This window comes from Pseudomonas sp. LS_2 (assembly GCF_042709235.1).
In the GTDB taxonomy this organism is placed as follows: Bacteria; Pseudomonadota; Gammaproteobacteria; order Pseudomonadales; family Pseudomonadaceae; genus Aquipseudomonas.
In genome coordinates, this window is the sequence record NZ_JAVAYC010000040.1 from 1 (window position 1) to 18,355 (window position 18,355).

The 18,355-nt window shown below is 63.6% G+C and carries 13 protein-coding genes and 5 tRNA genes; 8 read left to right on the forward strand and 10 right to left on the reverse strand.

Annotation, left to right across the window (positions count from 1 at the left end; all coding sequences use genetic code 11):
- The 3 genes from RAC97_RS23065 to RAC97_RS23075 form a co-directional block, all read left to right on the forward strand.
- Positions 1 to 3,474 (forward strand): RHS repeat-associated core domain-containing protein (locus tag RAC97_RS23065; RefSeq protein WP_375101994.1); only part of this gene is annotated, 3,474 nt, incomplete at its 5' end.
- Positions 3,475 to 3,806: 332 nt separating this feature from the next.
- A complete protein-coding gene (locus tag RAC97_RS23070; RefSeq protein ID WP_375101993.1) occupies positions 3,807 to 6,326 on the forward strand; it encodes a fimbria/pilus outer membrane usher protein in 2,520 nt (839 codons plus the stop codon).
- Between the two features lie 35 nt (positions 6,327 to 6,361).
- Positions 6,362 to 7,447, forward strand: a complete 1,086-nt coding sequence (locus tag RAC97_RS23075) for a fimbrial protein (RefSeq protein ID WP_379671510.1) — start codon at positions 6,362 to 6,364, stop codon at positions 7,445 to 7,447.
- A 121-nt stretch (positions 7,448 to 7,568) separates the two neighbouring features.
- On the opposite strand, the gene RAC97_RS23080 is transcribed toward RAC97_RS23075, so the two are convergent.
- From RAC97_RS23080 to RAC97_RS23100, 5 genes are all read right to left on the reverse strand, one after another.
- Positions 7,569 to 7,644, reverse strand: a tRNA-Gly gene (locus RAC97_RS23080).
- Positions 7,645 to 7,729: 85 nt separating this feature from the next.
- Positions 7,730 to 7,805 (reverse strand) — tRNA-Gly (locus RAC97_RS23085).
- Positions 7,806 to 7,808: 3 nt separating this feature from the next.
- Positions 7,809 to 7,884: transfer RNA gene (locus tag RAC97_RS23090), tRNA-Glu, on the reverse strand.
- 103 nt (positions 7,885 to 7,987) lie between these two features.
- A tRNA-Gly gene (locus RAC97_RS23095) sits at positions 7,988 to 8,063 on the reverse strand.
- A 2-nt stretch (positions 8,064 to 8,065) separates the two neighbouring features.
- Positions 8,066 to 8,141 (reverse strand) — tRNA-Glu (locus RAC97_RS23100).
- A gap of 342 nt (positions 8,142 to 8,483) precedes the next feature.
- Here RAC97_RS23100 and RAC97_RS23105 point away from each other — a divergent pair.
- Complete coding sequence (locus RAC97_RS23105) at positions 8,484 to 9,251, forward strand: hypothetical protein (RefSeq protein WP_375101991.1); 768 nt, start codon at positions 8,484 to 8,486, stop codon at positions 9,249 to 9,251.
- Between the two features lie 119 nt (positions 9,252 to 9,370).
- Here RAC97_RS23105 and RAC97_RS23110 read toward each other — a convergent pair whose 3' ends face one another.
- Together RAC97_RS23110 and RAC97_RS23115 are read right to left on the reverse strand one after the other, a co-directional pair.
- Positions 9,371 to 9,853, reverse strand: a complete 483-nt coding sequence (locus RAC97_RS23110) for a GAF domain-containing protein (RefSeq protein ID WP_375101990.1) — start codon at positions 9,851 to 9,853, stop codon at positions 9,371 to 9,373.
- A complete protein-coding gene (locus tag RAC97_RS23115; RefSeq protein WP_375101989.1) occupies positions 9,850 to 10,740 on the reverse strand; it encodes an ATP-binding protein in 891 nt (296 codons plus the stop codon). The genes RAC97_RS23110 and RAC97_RS23115 overlap by 4 nt, the downstream gene beginning before the upstream one ends.
- A 182-nt stretch (positions 10,741 to 10,922) precedes the next feature.
- Between RAC97_RS23115 and RAC97_RS23120 the strand changes: the two genes are divergently transcribed.
- Positions 10,923 to 13,235: a response regulator gene (locus tag RAC97_RS23120; protein WP_375101988.1), complete on the forward strand. Its 2,313-nt coding sequence runs from the start codon at positions 10,923 to 10,925 to the stop codon at positions 13,233 to 13,235.
- Here the strand turns inward: RAC97_RS23120 and RAC97_RS23125 are convergent.
- Positions 13,225 to 13,713: a glutathione peroxidase gene (locus RAC97_RS23125; RefSeq protein WP_375101987.1), complete on the reverse strand. Its 489-nt coding sequence runs from the start codon at positions 13,711 to 13,713 to the stop codon at positions 13,225 to 13,227. The two genes, RAC97_RS23120 and RAC97_RS23125, sit on opposite strands and share 11 nt — an antisense overlap.
- 13 nt (positions 13,714 to 13,726) lie before the next feature.
- Entirely contained in the window at positions 13,727 to 14,122 is a 396-nt protein-coding gene (gene msrB, locus RAC97_RS23130; RefSeq protein ID WP_375101986.1) for a peptide-methionine (R)-S-oxide reductase MsrB, read from the reverse strand.
- Between the two features lie 169 nt (positions 14,123 to 14,291).
- Between msrB and RAC97_RS23135 the strand changes: the two genes are divergently transcribed.
- On the forward strand, positions 14,292 to 15,503 hold the full coding sequence (locus tag RAC97_RS23135; RefSeq protein WP_375101985.1) for a pyridoxal phosphate-dependent aminotransferase: 1,212 nt from the start codon (positions 14,292 to 14,294) through the stop codon (positions 15,501 to 15,503).
- A 216-nt stretch (positions 15,504 to 15,719) separates the two neighbouring features.
- On the forward strand, positions 15,720 to 16,607 hold the full coding sequence (gene htpX / locus RAC97_RS23140) for a protease HtpX (RefSeq protein ID WP_375101984.1): 888 nt from the start codon (positions 15,720 to 15,722) through the stop codon (positions 16,605 to 16,607).
- Positions 16,608 to 16,772: 165 nt separating this feature from the next.
- Here the strand turns inward: htpX and RAC97_RS23145 are convergent, their stop codons facing one another.
- Positions 16,773 to 17,423, reverse strand: a complete 651-nt coding sequence (locus RAC97_RS23145; protein WP_375101983.1) for a thiopurine S-methyltransferase — start codon at positions 17,421 to 17,423, stop codon at positions 16,773 to 16,775.
- Between the two features lie 101 nt (positions 17,424 to 17,524).
- Here RAC97_RS23145 and RAC97_RS23150 point away from each other — a divergent pair, with 101 nt between their 5' ends.
- The gene (locus tag RAC97_RS23150) at positions 17,525 to 18,292 is read left to right on the forward strand and encodes a DODA-type extradiol aromatic ring-opening family dioxygenase (RefSeq protein WP_375101982.1); all 768 of its coding nucleotides are present in this window, start codon (positions 17,525 to 17,527) and stop codon (positions 18,290 to 18,292) included.
- Positions 18,293 to 18,355 lie beyond the last annotated feature (63 nt).

An 18,355-nucleotide genomic window follows, 5' to 3' on the forward strand; every position in this document is an offset into this window, starting at 1 on the left:
CAAAGCACGCTCATCAGCTACCTCACCGAAAGCAGCCACAACACCCTGCTGCATGGCCGGGTCAACGTGCAGCAACTGATCCTCAGGGACCCGACCGATCCAAGCCGGGACAAGTCCGCCTCTTCGACCTTCTTCTATTCCAGGGTCCAGGACGACGCTGGCCAACCCCTGCTGCAGACTCGCGAAACCTTCAAGGGCCATGACCTGGCCGAGCGCGTGGTCACGCGGGCAAGTTCCATCCTCAGCGGCCAGTTACTGCGCGATCAGGACCCGAACCTGGTCGAGGTCCATTATCGCTACGATGCTCTGCAACGGCTGCTCAGCGAGACCGTGGCCCCCGGTACCGCGTTCGAATCAACCCGCCGCTACGCTTACACCCTGGGCCGTGAGACCAGCGAAACGGTGACCAACGTCAACGGCGTGACCACCCGCACCTGGTTCGATGGTTACAACCGGCCGCTCTGGCAGGAACGCGAAACCCTCGACGAGAAGACCGGCCAACGCGCCTGGCACAAGGTCGAGGCCACACGCTACGACGATGTCGGCCGGGTGGCCGAGCAGACCACCTACGACTACCTGGATGAGCAAACGCTTAGCCTGACCACCACCTTCGGCTATGACGGCTGGGGTGAGCGCACCACTGCCCTGCAACCCGATGGCGTGGTGGTCTGCCACCAGCGATCGCCGTTCGGCGAGGAAGGCTACATCGTGGAGAATTGGCAGGAGCGCGCCGACGAACCTCGACCCCGTCAGCGACGCCAGTTCACCCGCAGCGAATTCAACCGCTTCGACAAGCCGCTGCGCGACGAACGCCTGGCCAGCGACGGGCAATTGGTGGGCAGCACGGCCTACGCCTACGACGGTTACGGTCGCAGCATCCGCCTGGTCCAGCAACTGCGCGATCCACTGGGCCTGCACAACGCACCGATCGAACAGATCACCCGCTTCGCCTACGACGCCTGGGGTCGCATGGTCAGCACTCAGCGCCCGGACGGCACTACCTTGGTGCGGCGTTTCGCCAGCCACAGCAGTAACGAACTGACCACGGAACTGGAACTGGTGCCCGAAGGCAGCCAGACCGGCAGCCTGATCTGCAAGCGCGGTTTCGACGGCCTGGAACGGCTCACCAGCCTGACGGTAGGCAACCGTACCGAAACCTACCGCTACCAGGGCCAGAGGGTACTGGTACATGAACGGGACAAGGCGTCGGGACGCACCCTGAGCTATGCCTACATCCCTGAACTGACCAGCGAGCCGGAGACCATCACCGTCAAGGGCGCCCTCGCCGCGGACGGCCAGGCCACCTTTGCCTATGCCCGCCACGATGCCTCGATTACCTCGACGCAGAACGGCACCGGCAAGCGCGACTACGCGTACACCGACCAGGGCTACCTGGCCAGGGAAAGCTGGACCGGGGTGCAACCGGGGCAAGACTTCGCCATCGACCACCTGGCCTCGTTGCAAGGCCGCCCGATGGAGCGCAACAGCAGCGACGGCTTGATCACGGCACATACCTATGACAGTGAAGGGCGCCTGCACACGACCACCCAGGGTGCCCTGAGTGCCCGCTTCAGCTATGACGCCGACGGGCGCCTGTGGCAGACCGTCACCCAGGACAGCGCCAGCCAGCGCCAGGCCACCTGCACCGTCGAGTACGACAGCCTGGGCCGCGAAACCGCGCGTACCACCGAGCTGGACAACGGCAGTAGTAGCGGCACGCAGCTGACATGGCGCGACGATGACTTGCTGCACAGCCGACGCACGTTGCGCGATGGCCAAGTGCACCTGCTCGAGACCTTCAGCTACGATGCGCTGAACAGGCTTACGCGTGCGGACTACGAGGCCGACGACCCGCAGAGCCTGCCGCGCAACCGCGCTGGGCGCGGTATCACCAGCCAGGTGCTGCGCTTCGACGAGCTCGACAACCTGACCCGCTGCCAGACCCGCTTCGGCGATGGCACCGTGGATGACGCCCGCTTCAGCTACGGCGCTGCCAGCAAGGCCGATGTCCACGACCAGTTCCAACTGCGCGAAGCCACCCACACCCTGCAACCCGACTACCCCGCCACCCAGGCGTTCAGCTATGACGCCGACGGCAACCAGCTCAACGACGAGTGGGGGCGCCAGCTGCACTATGACGTGATGGGGCGCCTGGAACAGGTGGTCGGCCAGCAAGGCGGCGAACCCTTGGTGCGTTATCGCTACGATGGCCACGACCACCTGACGGGCGTGCACTGGCAAGGCCAGAGCCACGAACAATTGCGGCGCTACGAGGGTTATCGCCTGAGCGCGGTGCGCCAGGGCGACCAGCTCACCCAGTTGCTGCATGGCAGCGACCAGCCGCTTGGCCAGCAACGCCATGGCCAAGCGAGCGATGCCCTCCTGTTGTTGACCGACAGCGCAGGGTCGGTGACTGACGAGTATGGCCCCGAGGGTGTTCAGCAGGCTCACTACAGCCTCTATGGCGAACGCGGCGACGATGACGCACTGCGCAGCCTGCTGGGGTTCAACGGCGAGGTGCGCGAACAGCAGCTGGACTGGTATCTGCTGGGGCGTGGCTATCGGGCCTACAACCCCGGGCTGATGCGCTTCCACAGCCCGGACTCGCTGCCCCCCGAAGTAACCGGCATCAATCCCTACCTGTACGCCTTGGGCAACCCCGTCAACTGGCGCGACCCCACCGGCCACCGGGCATCGCCGACGCCGAGCCGTGATCCGAAACCGCCCTATATCGACCCCGTGGAAGAGCCCAAGCAACTCAGCGGCTTCATGACGTTCCTGCCGTTCATCATTGGCACCGTCGGCATGATTCTGGGGGGCGTCGTGGCATTCCTCGCTCCGCCGATCTTGGCGGTGGGCGTTGGCGTGCTGGCCGCAGCGGCAGGCGCTGGAGTGGTGGCAGCGGTGGCGCCAGCGATCGAAGACCCGAGTACCCGTTTCATCGTCGAACAATTGGGCTGGGGCCTGATTGGCTTTGGCACCTCGGCCGCGCTCGGGGGAATGTACGCCAGGTTCCAGGGTAAAGTGCCCTGGACCCAGTCACCGCGGACGTTTGCAAAGGCAGCGACGACGGCGACGGCGACGGCGACGACAGCTACGCAAACATCGCCTGAGCTAAGCCGAAGGTTCTCGAATCAGGGTCTGGTGCCGGGTCGGTTCAAGCCTCGTGCTGCTGCTCCTGCTGCTCCTGATGCAGATGTCCCTGCTGCTCCGCCGCCACCACCTCCTTCTCCTGTTGCTACGCCTCCTTCTCCTGTTGCTACGACTGCAACTCCTGGAAGTGCTATTCAGCCCAGCCAAGGACAACAAATGGGTGCAGGAGTATCTTTAAGTCAGCTTCAAAATGTCAGGCTTCAGCGCATCAATATGCGAGACAGAGCACCTATTGCGGGCACGAGTTCGGCAGGAGCACAGCTATTCGGCAGCCAGCAGGGCACACCTACGGGCGAGGTGAGACAACTCGTATTGCAATGACCGGTCTACGACGCGGCGGCCGACCTTCGGAACAAGCCTGGGCTGAACGGCAGCATCGCTGCTCGTACGGTCCTGGGCTACCCAGGGCTCGCTAGACCGATACCCTACTTCGGGCCCCAATCCTTGGGGCCCGTTCTTTCGCCACGCCTCCATGGTGATTTTTCCCCTTCACGCATAGACGTTCCCTACAGCTCCTGCGCCCAGAACCCCCTAACGTGCCGCCCCGTGAGCTTGCTCTCGGCAACAGCTCCCCAAGACAGACAACCACCGCGCTTAGCCTGACAGCGATTCAAGCACTCGCATCCGTTCGCCTAGAAAAAAGGACCTTAGCCATGTCCCTGCCATTGATGCGCAGGCCTAGATCGTTGCGCCTGCATCCATCCACTTGCCTGCTGCTGGGCTCCGGCAGCCTGATGTTGAGCAGCATGCTTCCGGCACTCGCCGACACCGAGGATCGGGCCTTCGATGCCAGTTTCATGCACCAGGCGCCCGGCCAGTCCAGCGATGCCGGTGCCCTCGCCCTGCAATGGCTGGCTGCCGACACCCCCTTGGCACCCGGACGCTACCGGGTGGAAATCTGGGTGAACCTGGCGTTCCTCGTCGAGGAGCACGTGCAGTTGCAAGCGAGCGAAGACCGCCGCACCCTGCTGCCGTGCATCACCCCCGACCTGCTGCGCCGCGCCGGCCTGCGCGAGCGCAGCCTGGAGCAGCCGCTGCCGGATGACGAGCATTGCGTGAACCTGGCCAACACCGCGCCCGGCGCCACCGCCACGTTCGACAGCCGCCGCCTGCGCCTGGACCTGTCGATCCCCCAGGCATTCATCAGCCGCGAAAAGGCCGGCACGGTCACGCCGGAGCAGTGGGACTACGGCATCAACGCGGCGTTCATCAACTACCAGGCCTCAGCGCAGCTACGCAGCCACACCCAGGGCCGCAGCCAGACCAGCGAAGACCTCTACCTCAACAGCGGGCTCAACCTCGGCCCCTGGCGCCTGCGTAGCAGCCAGGCACTGCGCGGCGACGAACAGGGCCGCCGCCAGTGGAGCCACACCAACACCTATGCCCAGCGCGACCTGCCGGGCAGCTTCGGCAACCTCACCCTTGGCGAAACCTTCAGCAACAGCGAAGTGTTCCGCGGACAACCGTTCAAAGGGGTGCAACTGGCCTCCGACATGGGCATGCTGCCCGACGTGATGCAGAGCTATGCACCGGTGATCCGCGGCGTGGCCCAGACACGCGCCAAGCTGGAGGTATTGCGCAACGGCTACCCCATCTACAGCACCTATGTCGCACCGGGCCCCTACGAAATCGACGACCTGGCGGTTGGCGGCGGCAGTGGCGAGCTGGAAATCGTCCTGACCGAGGCCGATGGCCAGGTGCGCCGCTTCATCCAACCCTACTCCAGCCTCGGCAACCTTCTGCGCGAGAACATCTGGCGCTACAGCGCCACCCTGGGGCGCTACAACGCCGCCGACGACCTGGACTCGCCCCTGTTCTGGCAAGCCACCCTGGCCCGAGGGGGCGCCTGGAACACCACCTGGTATGGCGGTGCCCAGGGCGGTGACTACTACCGCGCCGCCACCCTGGGTGCGGCGCGCGATCTGGGCGAGATCGGCGCCTTGTCGCTCGACGTGAGCCGCGCCGAAACCGACCTTGGCGACACCCTGGGCAATGTCCACGGACACAGTCTCACCCTGCGCTACGGCAAGGCATTCGAAACCGGTACCAACCTGCGCTTCGCCGGCTATCGCTACTCCACCGAGGGCTACCGCGACTACGACGAAGCCGTGCGCGAACGCAATGCCGACAGCCGCTACCGAGGCAACCGTCGCAGCCGCGTGGAGGCCTCGGCCCACCAACGGCTGGGGTTGCGCAGCTCGCTGAGTTTCACCCTGACCCAGGACGACTACTGGAACACCAACCTGCAGTTGCGTCAGTACCAGCTGCAACTGAGCACCACCTTGCACAACGTCAGCTACAACCTGTTCGCCTCCCAGGCTCTGAACACTCTGGGCAACAATGACCGTATGTTCGGCCTGAGCGTGTCGATGCCACTGGCCTTCGGTCGCGCCTCCAGTGCCAGCCTCGACCTGAACTGGCGCAATCATCAGGCCAGCCAGCGTGCCAGCATCGCCGGCAGTGGCCTGGATCATCGTCTCAACTATGTCGCCTCGACCAGTCGCGACGAGGGTCACAGCCAGACCTCGGCCCTTTCGGTCGGCTACCAGGGCGCGCAGGCGGCGCTTGGCGTCGGCTACACGCAAAGCGACGACTTCCGTTCCTTCTCGGTCAATGCCAGCGGCGGCCTGCTGCTGCACGGCAACGGCTTCACCGCAGGCCGCTACCTGGGCGAAACCAACGCGCTGGTGCGGGTACCCGGCGTCGATGGCGTCGGGGTGAAAAGCACCCCCGCAAGCCGCACCGACAGCAGCGGTCACCTGCTCGTGCCTTATCTGCGCGCTTATCGCAACAATTGGCTGGAGCTCGACACCGACGACTTGGGGCCGCAAATCCAGATCGACAACGGCACCACCCGCCTGATCCCACGGCGCGGCGCCATCGTGCTGGCCGAGTTCCAGGCGCGCAAGGTGTCCCGCCTGATCCTCACCCTGCAGCAGGCCAACGGCCTGCCACTGCCCTTCGGTACCCAAGTGAGCGACGCCGACGGCGAGTCGCTGGGCGTGATCGGCCAGGCCGGCCAGGCATTGCTGGCCGTCGAGGACAAGGCCCAGGAACTGCACCTGCGCTGGGGCGAGAATGCCGACCAGCAATGCCAATTGCAGATCGAGCCCAAGCAAATGGAACAGCAGCAGGGCTACCACGTAGAAACCCTCACGTGCCCTGCTGCATGACCCCGCCAGCCCACTCCAGACCACGGACCCTGACCATGAGCGCTCCCCGCTTGCAACGCACCACTCTCGCCCTGTGGCTGATCGGCTTCTTTGCCAACGCCAGCGCGCAGGATATCGACTGCCATTGGGAAGGTGGCCTTCCGACCGGACAGTTGCACTACAACATACAACTGGGCATGAGCTGGGTACCTCGCGATGCACCGATCGGCACTGTCATTGCTTCGTTCACCAACTTGCGTACCCAGAACGACGGTTCGTTCGCCTTGCTTTGCCCCGTTCCGGTGGCGGGCATGCGTGCCGACGTCAACATACCGAATACCGCGAGAATCTTCCCCGGCTCGCTGCCACCGATCAACGGCATGGACCTCACGGGGCGAGTGCTGGAAACCAGCGTACCGGGCGTCGGTTTGCACGTGTATCTGGGCCTGCCCTATAACGGCGCATTCGACAACACTTGGGTGCCCACCACCTGGCGCTCGGTACCCTATCTCGGCTCGATCACCCGTCCAGCGCCACTGGCCGCCCGCATGACGTACCTGCAAGCCGACTACACCCTGATCAAAATCGGCGACATTCCGGCTGGGCCGAACGATTTCGCTGGCCAGGAGCTGTTCACTGGTCACTTCAACGCCGTCGGCAGCGTGCTGAGGGCCAATCTGTTTGGCTCGGTGCGGCAGGCGCAATGCAGCCTGCAGGCAAATGCGGTCAGCGCCGACCCTGTGGACCTCGGCAAACACGAGGCCAGCAGCTTCACGCACGAGGGGACGGTCACGGCCTCGGTGCCCTTCCACATCAACCTGAATAACTGCGAAGACGATCCCGCGGGTGGCACGGCACGGGTTCACGTGGAGCTGGAAGTAGCCAAGGGTGCGACGGTGATCGACGCCGACCGGGGGCTGTTCAGCCTCTCGCCCGAAGCAGGTTCTGCGCAGGGGCTGGGCATCCAGGTCCTACATGCCGATGGCGTGACGCCCGCGGCGTTGCACCAGGCACTGGACGTCACCCCTATTTCACCCGGCGACATGCGCATCGACTTCAATGCGCGTTACTACCAGACCGCGCAGACGGTTCAGCCCGGCGTGGCCAAAAGCGCCCTTAATTTCACCCTCTATTACAAGTAGCCAGGAACAGTCATCTGCGTAGCGGGCTCAACCGGCCCGTTGCGAGAGGGAGGCGTAAAAAGAAATGATGGAAATGCAAAAACGAAAAAAGGGCACAAGGCCCTTTTTTCGTTTCTGTGTTTGGAGCGGGAAACGAGACTCGAACTCGCGACCCCGACCTTGGCAAGGTCGTGCTCTACCAACTGAGCTATTCCCGCATTGTGAAGCGTTACCACTTTCGGCGTGAAGCGCCTTGAAGACCTTCACCACCACTGCACCGCATAGACGCCACAGTATTGAAACTGGAGCGGGAAACGAGACTCGAACTCGCGACCCCGACCTTGGCAAGGTCGTGCTCTACCAACTGAGCTATTCCCGCAAATGGCGTCCCCTAGGGGACTCGAACCCCTGTTACCGCCGTGAAAGGGCGGTGTCCTAGGCCACTAGACGAAGGGGACACACGACACTGTCAGCCTAGCGCTTTCAATGTACCAGCACATGAACCTCACGGTTCAGCCTGGATTTTCTTTTCCTGCCCCGCCTGAGCGTTGCCGGAGAAACTGGAGCGGGAAACGAGACTCGAACTCGCGACCCCGACCTTGGCAAGGTCGTGCTCTACCAACTGAGCTATTCCCGCATTGGCGTCCCCTAGGGGACTCGAACCCCTGTTACCGCCGTGAAAGGGCGGTGTCCTAGGCCACTAGACGAAGGGGACACGCTACATCTTTTCACTCCCTGCAACGCTCTGCGCTGTGCTTTACGCTGCAAGTGGCGCGCATTCTAGGGACGGCTCGAATAGCCGTCAACCCTTTTGTGGAAATATATTTAAATCAATGACTTCCATATCACCAACGATGGCTTTTCAGGTGCGCCTAGGGATTGGCGTTGATTTTCTGACGCGCCTCGCATCAAAATGCCAGCACTGTAGATTCGCCCGGGTAAGCCGACATAGACAATGTGCCGGGCGCACCTGCGTATTGTCCGCCAGGCTGCACTGTTCGGCCCCAGGCGAACTTACTACACTTCAGCTGTAAAACTTCCTTCAGAGGCGTTAACGGTGACCCCACTTCTGATCACCCTGCTTATCGTGGCGGGTATCGCGTTGCTGATCGTGATCGGCTACCTCAACAATGTCGTGGAGAACGCCAAGCTCGACCGCGCGCGCCTTAAAGTAGAACTCGCCGAACGCCTGCGCCGCTGTGGTGAGGTCACCGAGACCTTCCCCGGCCAGTTGATGACCCCTGCCCTCAAGCTGTTGCTGACCCGCCTGGAGTTGAACCTGAACCAGCGCCAGCTGGCGCTGGACAAGCACAACGTGCAGTTCAAGAACCGTATCGCCGAACTCGAGGGTCTGATCGCCCAGGGCGACAAGATTCCGGTGAACAACCCGCCGAGCCCGATCCAGACCGAGGTCAAGGCCAAGGACGTGCGTTTCTTGCTCGAGTCGCTGCACAACCAGATCGTGCGCGCCACCCAGGAAAACTTCCTGCAAGCCAACGAAGGCAAGTATTGGGTTCGGGAGATTCGCCATATCCTGGTGCTGCTGCACATCGAGTTCTTCAACAATCTCGGCCAACAGGCCTTGCAGCAGAACCAGCCCGGCCAGGCGCGCCTGGCCTTCGAGCGTGGCGTGCAGTACCTGCGCAAGCAGCCCGAGCCCAAGCAGTACGAAGAACAGCTCACTTATCTCGAGAAGCTGCTGGCCCGGGCCAACGCCCAGGTGCTAGACCAGATGGAGCCGGCCGAGGACGACCAGAACGCCTTGACCGAAGGGCTCAAGACCGACGAGGACGAGACCTGGAAGAAGCGGGTTATCTACGACTGATCCGCGCGGTCTCTTCGCGGGTAAACCCGCTCCCACAGGTACTGCGCTGCTCTTGAGAGCGCCACTGTATCTGTGGGAGCGGGTTTACCCGCGAAAGGGCCAGTACATTCACCCCACCTTCAACAGTCGGTCAACGCCAGGAAGATCGCCGCCAACCGCTCGATACCCACCTGATCCGCCTCACTGAAACGCGCAAGCTTCGGGCTGTCGAGGTCCAGCACGCCAATCAACCTGCCCTCCTTCACCAGCGGAATCACCAGCTCGCTGTTCGATGCGCTGTCACAGGCGATATGCCCTGGGAAGGCATGCACATCTTCCACCCGCTGGGTTTGCCGGCTGGCCGCCGCAGCGCCGCACACACCCTTGCCGAACGGAATGCGCACACAGGCCACCTGGCCCTGGAACGGGCCGAGCACCAATTGCTCATCGCGGTTCAGGTAGAAGCCAGCCCAGTTCAGGTCCTCCACCTGGTTATACAGAAACGCCGAGAACTGCGCGGCGTTGGCAATGAAGTCACGTTCGTCGGCAAACAGCGCCTGTACTTGCGCGGCCAGCAGGTCGTAGCCATCGAGGCCGCGGCCACTGGCGTTGAGGTCGATCATCGGTTTTGCTCCAGCAATTGCAGCCCGACCCAATAGCGGGCGAACTGGTAGGCACAACGGCCATTTCGGTTGCCGCGGCCGGTGGCCCAGCGTACGGCGAGAATATCGAGCGCTTCGTCACGCTGCCAGCTCAGCCCGGCGGCGCCTGCCAGCTGGCCGATCCAGTGCTCGACCACATTGAGGAAATGCTCCTGGGTGAAGGGGTAGAACGACAGCCACAGACCGAAGCGGTCGGACAAGGCGATCTTGTCCTCCACCGCCTCGCTGGGGTGCAGCTCGCCGTCGACCCGCTTCCAGTTTTCGTTGTCGCTTTCTTTTTCCGGCACCAGGTGGCGGCGGTTCGAGGTGGCGTACAGCAGCACATTGTCGGGCGCCTGTTCGAGCGAGCCGTCAAGCACACTCTTGAGCACCCGGTAATCGCCCTCCCCGGCTTCGAACGACAGGTCGTCGCAGAACAGGATGAAGCGCTGCGCCTGTTTTTGCAGCTGCTCGACCACCCGCGGCAGGTCGGCCAGGTGGTCGCGCTCGATCTCGATCAAGCGCAGGCCGGCGTCGGCATGCTCGGCCAGCAGCGCGCGCACCAGCGATGACTTGCCGGTGCCGCGCGAACCCCAGAGCAAGGCGTGGTTGGCCGGCAGGCCGTTGATGAACTGATGGGTGTTGCGGCCCAACTGGTCGCGCTGCTGGTCGACGCCGATCAGGTCGGACAGGCGGATGTCCAGGCTGACCTGGAGCGGCATCAGGTAGCCGCTGCGGCCATCGCGCTGCCAGCGCGCGGCCAGGGTGGTGCTCCAGTCGATATCCTGACGCGGGGCGGGCAACAGGGGTTCGAGGCGCGCAAGGACAGACTCGGCACGTTCGAGAAAGGCGGTAAGGCGGGGGTCCATGGTGGCTCCTACGAATTTCAGCTTTTCGAGACTGCGTTGCGTTCTTCGCGGGCTTGCCCGCGAAGAACGCAACGCGGCCCTGGATTTGAGATCAACTGAAATGAACAGACAGACCCGCCAGCAGCCGAGGCTGATCGGCTATGCTTGCGCAGCGCAAAGAGCGTTGAACCGGCTCGGGAAACATGGATATCAAGTTCACCAATCGTCTGTCATACAAGCAAGCCCGATTGACAGTCCTGGTCGGCTTCATCCTGGGAACCTTGCTCAGTCTCATCCAGATCGGCATCGATTATGCCAGCGAAGACGCTTCCATCAACCGCGAAGTGCAAGCGCTGCTGAAAATCAGCCACGACCCGGCCTCACGCATCGCCTACAACATCGACGCGGAACTGGCCAAGGAGCTCACCGGCGGCCTGTTGCAGTCGCCTGCCGTGATCCGCGCGCGACTGATCGACAACAACGATACCGTTCTGGCCGACGTCCAGCGCCCGCGCGAAGAAGACCGCTACCGAACCCTCAGCGACTTCCTGTTCGGCGAGCAACGCCATTTCCGTGACCGTCTGTTCCTGGCGAACATGCCCGACGAATACCTCGGCACCCTGTACCTGGAGGTCGACACCTACGCCTTCGGCAGCCGCTTCCTCGACCGCGCAGGCGTCACCCTGCTCAACGGCTTCGCCCGCAGCCTGGTACTCACCGGCATTCTCCTGGCGCTGTTCTACATGATGCTGACCAAGCCGCTGGTCACGGTGATCGGCGCCCTCAGCAGCAGCGACGCACGCCAGCCTGGGCGCACGCGCCTGGAGTACCCCCACGGCCATGAACACGACGAGATCGGCGTACTGGTCAAGGTGGCCAACCAACAGTTCGTCAGCATGGCCACCGAGATCCAGCAGCGGCGCAGCGCCGAAGACCGCCTGACGCAATACCTCAACGAACTGGAAGACGTCGTCTCGGCACGCACCGACGAACTGAAGGCCAGCAACACTCGCCTGAGCCAGTCCAACCAGGAACTGGAAGAAGCCCGCCGCCGCGCCCTGGACATGGCCCAGGCACGCGCCGCGTTCCTGGCCAACATGAGCCACGAGATCCGCACCCCGCTCAACGGCATGCTCGGCATGCTCGCCCTGGCCCTGGACAGCGGCCTGACCGCCGAGCAGCGCCAGCAGCTGTCGATCGCCCATGACTCGGGCAAGGTACTGGTGGAGCTGCTCAACGATATCCTCGACCTCTCCAAGTTCGACGCCGGCCAACTGGAGCTCGAGCGCATTCCCTTCGACATGGGCGCGATGGTCGAAGACACCGCCAACCTGCTGTCGCAAAATGCCGCGACCAACGTCGAGCTCACCTGCCTGGTCACACCGAATTTCCCCACCATGGTGCTGGGCGACCCCACCCGGGTGCGGCAGATCGTCAGCAACCTGCTGTCCAATGCCCTGAAGTTCACCCGCTTCGGCCGCGTCGACGTGCGTCTTTCAACCATTGTCGGCGGGGTGCGGCTGGAGGTCTGCGACACCGGCATCGGCATTCCCGAAGAGGCCCAGGCACGGATCTTCCAGCCCTTCACCCAGGCCGGCGCCGGCATCACCCGCCAGTACGGCGGCACCGGGCTGGGCCTGACGCTGACGCGCAACCTGTGCAAGGCCATGCAGGGTCACCTGCACATTCACTCCCAGAGCGGCTTCGGCAGCCGCTTCAGCGCCGACCTGCCCCTGCCCAGCCACAGCGAAGCGCTGCCCCCTGCGCGGCTGCAAGGGCATGTGGTGGTGCTGAGCAATGCCAGCAGCGGCCTGGCGGAGCTGCTCGAAGGCCTGCTACCGGCCTGGGGGCTGGAGCATGAGCGCCGCGACAGCGCCGATGGGCTCGAAGACGCGCCCCTGGACCTGCTCATCACCGACGATGTGGAGCACCTGCTCGACCTGCGTCCTGGTATCAAGGCGCCGATCCTACTGGTGACCGCCTACGGCAATTTCCTGCCCGGCCAGGAAGCCGCGCGCCTGGCGCCGCTGCACCAGTTGGCCCGCCCGCTGGCGCGCAACGCGTTGTACCAGATCCTGCGGCGCACCCTGCAAGGCGAGCCCAGCGCGCCACTGGCCCCTGAGGCCGGCACGCACCTTGAGCGCCGGGCACGGATCCTGCTGGTCGAGGACAACCCGGTGAACCAGTTGGTGGCCAAGGGCATGCTCGGCAAGCTCGGCTGCCAGGTGCAGGTCGCGGCCCATGGCGGGGAAGCCCTGGAAAAGCTCGAGCACGAAGGCTTCGACATGGTGCTGATGGACTGCAACATGCCGGTGATGGACGGCTACGAGGCCAGCCGGCGCATTCGCCAGAGCGGGCGCTGGCCGGACTTGCCGATCGTTGCGCTGACCGCCAACGCCATGCCCGAGGAACGCGACCGCTGCCGCGCCGCAGGCATGGACGACTACCTGGCCAAGCCGTTCCGCCGCGAGGAACTGCTGGCGCTGATCGACCAGTGGGTTCCGGTCAGCGGCTGAGCAGTGCCTCGACCGAGGCCTTGATCGCCTCAGGCTTGGTGGTGGGGGCATAGCGGGTGACCTTGCCGCTGGCCGGGTCGATCAGGAACTTGGTGAAATTCCACTTGATTTTCTGCGTACCCAAAAGCCCAGGCGCGCGTTGCTTCAGTTCGACGAACAATGGGTGGGCGCCCGGGCCATTGACCTCGACCTTGCGAAACAGCGGGAAGCTCACGCCGAAGTTCAGCTCGCAGAACTGCGCGATCTCCTTGGCATCGCCCGGCTCCTGCTTGCCGAACTGGTTGCAGGGGAAGCCCAGCACCACCAGGCCCTGGTCGCGGTACTGCTGCCACAGCTGCTCCAGGCCCTTGTACTGCGGGGTGAAGCCGCACTGGCTGGCGGTATTGACCACCAGCAGTGCCTTGCCGGCGAAGTCGCCGAGGGTTTTCTGCTCGCCGTTCAGGGTCACGCAGGGCAGGCCCAGCAATGCGTCTTGCATGTCGATGCTCCGTTCAGTCACGCGGTTTGAGGTCGATGCATACCGAGTTGATGCAGTAGCGCAGGCCGGTCGGTGGCGGGCCGTCGGGGAACACATGGCCCAGATGCGCATCGCACCGGGCACAGGTGACTTCGGTGCGGATCATGCCATGGGAGGTGTCGCGGATCTCGATCATCGCGCTTTCCTCGATCGGCGCGTAGAAGCTCGGCCAGCCGCAGCCGGAATCGAACTTGGTCTGCGCATCGAACAACGGCAGGTCGCAGCAGATGCAGTGGTAGATACCATCGCGCCGCTCGCTGTTGTACTTGCCACTGAACGGCCGCTCGGTGCCTTTCAGACGGCACACCTGGTATTGCGCCGGGTCGAGCACGGCGCGCCATTCTTCCAGGGTTTTCTCGATCTTGTGCATGGGGTGGACCTCGGCAGGCTGAATTTCACCCTGTGCTGGCTTTTCCGCAGCGCGGGTGGCACGTATATTAGTTGGCTTGCGTGCAGACGCTCAGTCTGGCACCCGCGCGCCGTCCTTTTCAAACCTTTTGACGGCCGCGCCCCGCGACTTATCCAATCGGGATCACATCATGCAGTTCAGCAAATCGAACAAGCTCGCCAATGTCTGCTATGACATTCGCGGCCCGGTGCTCAAGCACGCCAAACGCCTGGAAGAGGAAGGCCAACGCATCCTCAAGCTGAACATCGGCAACCCGGCGCCCTTTGGCTTCGAGGCGCCGGACGAAATCCTCCAGGACGTGATCCGCAACCTGCCCACTGCCCAGGGCTACAGCGACTCCAAGGGTCTGTTCAGCGCGCGCAAGGCAGTCATGCAGTACTGCCAGCAGAAGCAGATCGACGGCGTCGGCATCGAGGACATCTACCTGGGCAACGGTGTGTCCGAGCTGATCGTGATGTCGATGCAGGCGCTGCTCAACAACGGTGACGAAGTGCTGATCCCGGCACCGGACTACCCGCTGTGGACTGCCGCCGTAAGCCTGGCCGGCGGCAAGCCGGTGCACTACCTGTGCGACGAGCAGGCCGACTGGTTCCCGGACCTGGACGACATCAAGGCCAAGATCACTCCGAACACCAAGGCGCTGGTGATCATCAACCCGAACAACCCGACCGGCGCCGTGTACTCCAAGGAGCTGCTGCTGGGCATGCTGGAGCTGGCGCGCCAGCACAACCTGGTGGTGTTCTCCGACGAGATCTACGACAAGATCCTCTACGACGAAGCCGTGCACATCAGCACCGCCTCCCTCGCCCCCGACGTGCTGTGCCTGACCTTCAACGGCCTGTCCAAGTCGTACCGGGTGGCGGGTTTCCGCTCCGGCTGGCTGATCATCTCCGGGCCCAAGCAGCACGCCCAGAGCTACATCGAAGGTATCGACATGCTGGCCAACATGCGCCTGTGTGCCAACGTGCCGTCGCAGCATGCCATCCAGACCGCACTGGGCGGCTACCAGAGCATCAACGACCTGGTGCTGCCCAATGGCCGCCTGCTGGAACAGCGCAACCGCACCTATGAGCTGCTCAACGCCATTCCCGGCGTAAGCTGCGTCAAGCCTATGGGCGCGCTGTACGCTTTCCCGCGGATCGACCCAAAGGTGTGCCCGATCTTCAATGACGAGAAGTTCGTGCTCGACCTGCTGCTGTCGGAGAAGCTGCTGGTCGTCCAGGGCACCGCATTCAACTGGCCATGGCCCGACCATTTCCGCGTGGTCACCCTGCCGCGGGTCGACGACCTGGAACAGGCCATCGGCCGCATCGGCAACTTCCTGCGCACCTACCAGCAATAACGGCCATCTGCCATTTGCGGGCAATTCCATTTGCCCGCAAATGGGCTGGATCAATTCTTACATCCTGCAACGCTCTATCCCCAGCTCTCCCGCCACCCTCTGCCATACTCCCCGGTACACAGTTTGAAATAGTCGACCGGTTGAATCGTCGTGCCCGCCCCCTTATATACCCCCGCAGAACGCTAGATTTTCGTCCGTCAGGAGAACGTAACAACCATGATGCGCATTCTGTTGTTTGTGGCCACCAACCTTGCGGTGGTGCTGGTTGCAAGCATTACCCTCAGCCTGTTCGGTTTCGACGGGTTCATGGCCGCCAACGGCGTCGACCTGAACCTGAGCAGCCTGCTGGTGTTCTGTGCCGTGTTCGGTTTCGCAGGCTCGCTGGTTTCGCTGTTCATCTCCAAGTGGATGGCGAAGATGAGCACCGGTACGCAGATCATCACCCAGCCGCGCACCCGCCACGAGCAGTGGCTGTTGCAGACGGTCGAGGAACTGTCCCGCGAGGCCGGTATCAAGATGCCCGAAGTGGGTATCTTCCCAGCCTACGAGGCCAACGCCTTCGCCACCGGCTGGAACCGCAACGACGCGCTGGTAGCGGTGTCGCAAGGCCTGCTGGAGCGTTTCTCGCCCGATGAGGTGCGTGCGGTACTGGCCCACGAGATCGGCCACGTGGCCAACGGCGACATGGTCACCCTGGCACTGGTACAAGGCGTGGTGAACACCTTCGTGATGTTCTTCGCGCGGATCATCGGCAACTTCGTCGACAAGGTGATCTTCAAGAACGAAGAAGGCCAGGGCATCGCCTACTACGTCGCGACCATCGTCGCCGAGCTCATCCTCGGCATCCTGGCCAGCATCATCGTGATGTGGTTCTCGCGGCGCCGCGAGTACCGCGCCGACGAAGCCGGCGCCCAGCTCGCCGGCACTGGCGCGATGATCAGCGCCTTGCAGCGCCTGCGTGTGGAACAAGGCATGCCGGTACACATGCCCGACACCATGAAGGCCTTCGGCATCAATGGTGGCTTGAAGCAGGGCCTGGCCGGACTGCTGATGAGCCACCCGCCGCTGGAAGATCGTATCGAGGCCCTGCGCCGCCGCGGTTGATTGCCCGCTGTAACGAAAAGGCGACCCCAGGGTCGCCTTTTTTCATGCACGGATCGCCAAACACATCTTCCTGTAGGCGCGGGCCTGCCCGCGGATGGAACAGCGCGGTGATTCAGCGCCCCGACAGCCCCTTCCTACAGGAATACGGCATCGCTCAGCGCTTACCTAGCGTGCAAGCCGATACACCCGCTCAAGCAGGCTCGACACCCCGGCCGCCTGGAACTTCGGGCTTTGCTCGATGATCTGCGGCGCCTCCTGCTCATTCACCTGCCAACCCTCGAAGCCGCGCCGCACCTCGTCGTCCGGCACCGAGAACGGCGGGCCGTCGATCAACGCCTGGTCGTAGTCCAAGGTCACCAGCAACCCCTTGCAACTGGTCGGCAACAGTGCCGACAGCAGCGCCATGTAGCGCTCGCGCATCGGCGGCGGCAAGGCGATCAAGGCCGCTCGGTCATATAGCCCGGCACAGTCGGCCAGATCCTGCGCTTGCAAGGCGAAGAAGTCGCCACACCACAGTTCCACCTCATCACTGCGCCACACCTCGAACGCCCCCTGCCGCGTTACCTGCGGCGTCAGCCCGTGCCCGGCAAAGAAGCTTTCTACCGCCCGCTGCGACAGCTCGACGCCCAGCACCCGGTGGCCCTGCCCAGCCAGCCAGGCGAGGTCCAGGCTCTTGCCGCACAGCGGCACCAGCACGCGGCTGCCGGGGGCCAGCGCCAGGCTCGCCCAATACGCCTGCAAATACCGATTCACCTTGGCCTGGTGGAATCCGATCTGGTCGTCCGCCCATCGCTTGTGCCAGAAAGCTGGCTCCATGATTCCTCCCGATTTTTCGATAGTTAACCTGCAAAACTTGCATTGGATACGGATGGATCGCTACCCGAAGATGACAGCATCTTAACCTGCGGAACCTCACCATGCTGCCAAGCCTGTTCATCTCCCACGGCTCCCCCATGCTTGCCTTGCAACCCGGCGCCAGCGGCCCGGCCCTGGCGGCGCTGGCGGCCGGGTTGCCGCGCCCAAGTGCCATCGTGGTGGTGTCGGCGCACTGGGAGAGCCGCGCCCTGCAAGTAATGAGCACGACGCAACCACCCACCTGGCATGACTTCCGTGGCTTCCCGCCAGCCCTGCATGCCGTGCAGTACCCCGCTCCTGGGGAGCCGAAACTGGCCCAGCGGATCATCGACCTGTTGGCAGCCGCCGACCTGCCGGCCAGCCCAGACCACCAGCGGCCCTTCGACCACGGCACCTGGGTGCCGTTGTCATTGATGTACCCGGATGCCGACATCCCGGTGCTTCAGGTCTCGCTACCCAGCCATTTCGGCCCAGCGCTGCAAGTGCGTGTAGGCCAGGCACTGAAGCCCTTGCGCGAAGAAGGCGTCCTGCTGGTCGGCTCGGGCAGTATCACCCACAACCTGGGCGAGTTGAGCTGGCAGGCCGGGCCAGAGGTGATCGAGCCCTGGGCCAAGGCCTTCCGCGACTGGGTAGCGCAGCGGCTGGAAGAGGACGACCGCAGAGCGCTGCTGGACTATCGCCAGCAGGCGCCGCACGCGGCACGCAACCACCCCAGCGATGAACACCTGCTGCCGCTGTTCTTCGCCCTGGGCGCGGGCGAGCGCTTCTCACTGGTGCACCAGGGCTTCACCCTGGGCGCGCTGGGCATGGATATCTACCGTTTCGATTGAGCGAAACGCACCGCCAAGGCAAAAAAAATCCCCAGCCTGAGCCGGGGATTTTTCATTGCCGCG

What these genes read in the sequence shown, in the direction of transcription:
- RAC97_RS23110 (WP_375101990.1), bottom strand. Translation starts at nt 9,853, where the DNA reads ATGATCGACCTCAACGCCAGTGGCCGCGGCCTCGATGGCTACGACCTG.
- RAC97_RS23125 (WP_375101987.1), bottom strand. Translation starts at nt 13,713, where the DNA reads ATGCAAGACGCATTGCTGGGCCTGCCCTGCGTGACCCTGAACGGCGAG.
- RAC97_RS23145 (WP_375101983.1), bottom strand. Translation starts at nt 17,423, where the DNA reads ATGGAGCCAGCTTTCTGGCACAAGCGATGGGCGGACGACCAGATCGGA.
- RAC97_RS23115 (WP_375101989.1), bottom strand. Translation starts at nt 10,740, where the DNA reads ATGGACCCCCGCCTTACCGCCTTTCTCGAACGTGCCGAGTCTGTCCTT.
- RAC97_RS23135 (WP_375101985.1), top strand. Translation starts at nt 14,292, where the DNA reads ATGCAGTTCAGCAAATCGAACAAGCTCGCCAATGTCTGCTATGACATT.
- htpX (WP_375101984.1), top strand. Translation starts at nt 15,720, where the DNA reads ATGATGCGCATTCTGTTGTTTGTGGCCACCAACCTTGCGGTGGTGCTG.
- RAC97_RS23075 (WP_379671510.1), top strand. Translation starts at nt 6,362, where the DNA reads ATGAGCGCTCCCCGCTTGCAACGCACCACTCTCGCCCTGTGGCTGATC.
- RAC97_RS23070 (WP_375101993.1), top strand. Translation starts at nt 3,807, where the DNA reads ATGTCCCTGCCATTGATGCGCAGGCCTAGATCGTTGCGCCTGCATCCA.
- RAC97_RS23120 (WP_375101988.1), top strand. Translation starts at nt 10,923, where the DNA reads ATGGATATCAAGTTCACCAATCGTCTGTCATACAAGCAAGCCCGATTG.
- RAC97_RS23150 (WP_375101982.1), top strand. Translation starts at nt 17,525, where the DNA reads ATGCTGCCAAGCCTGTTCATCTCCCACGGCTCCCCCATGCTTGCCTTG.
- msrB (WP_375101986.1), bottom strand. Translation starts at nt 14,122, where the DNA reads ATGCACAAGATCGAGAAAACCCTGGAAGAATGGCGCGCCGTGCTCGAC.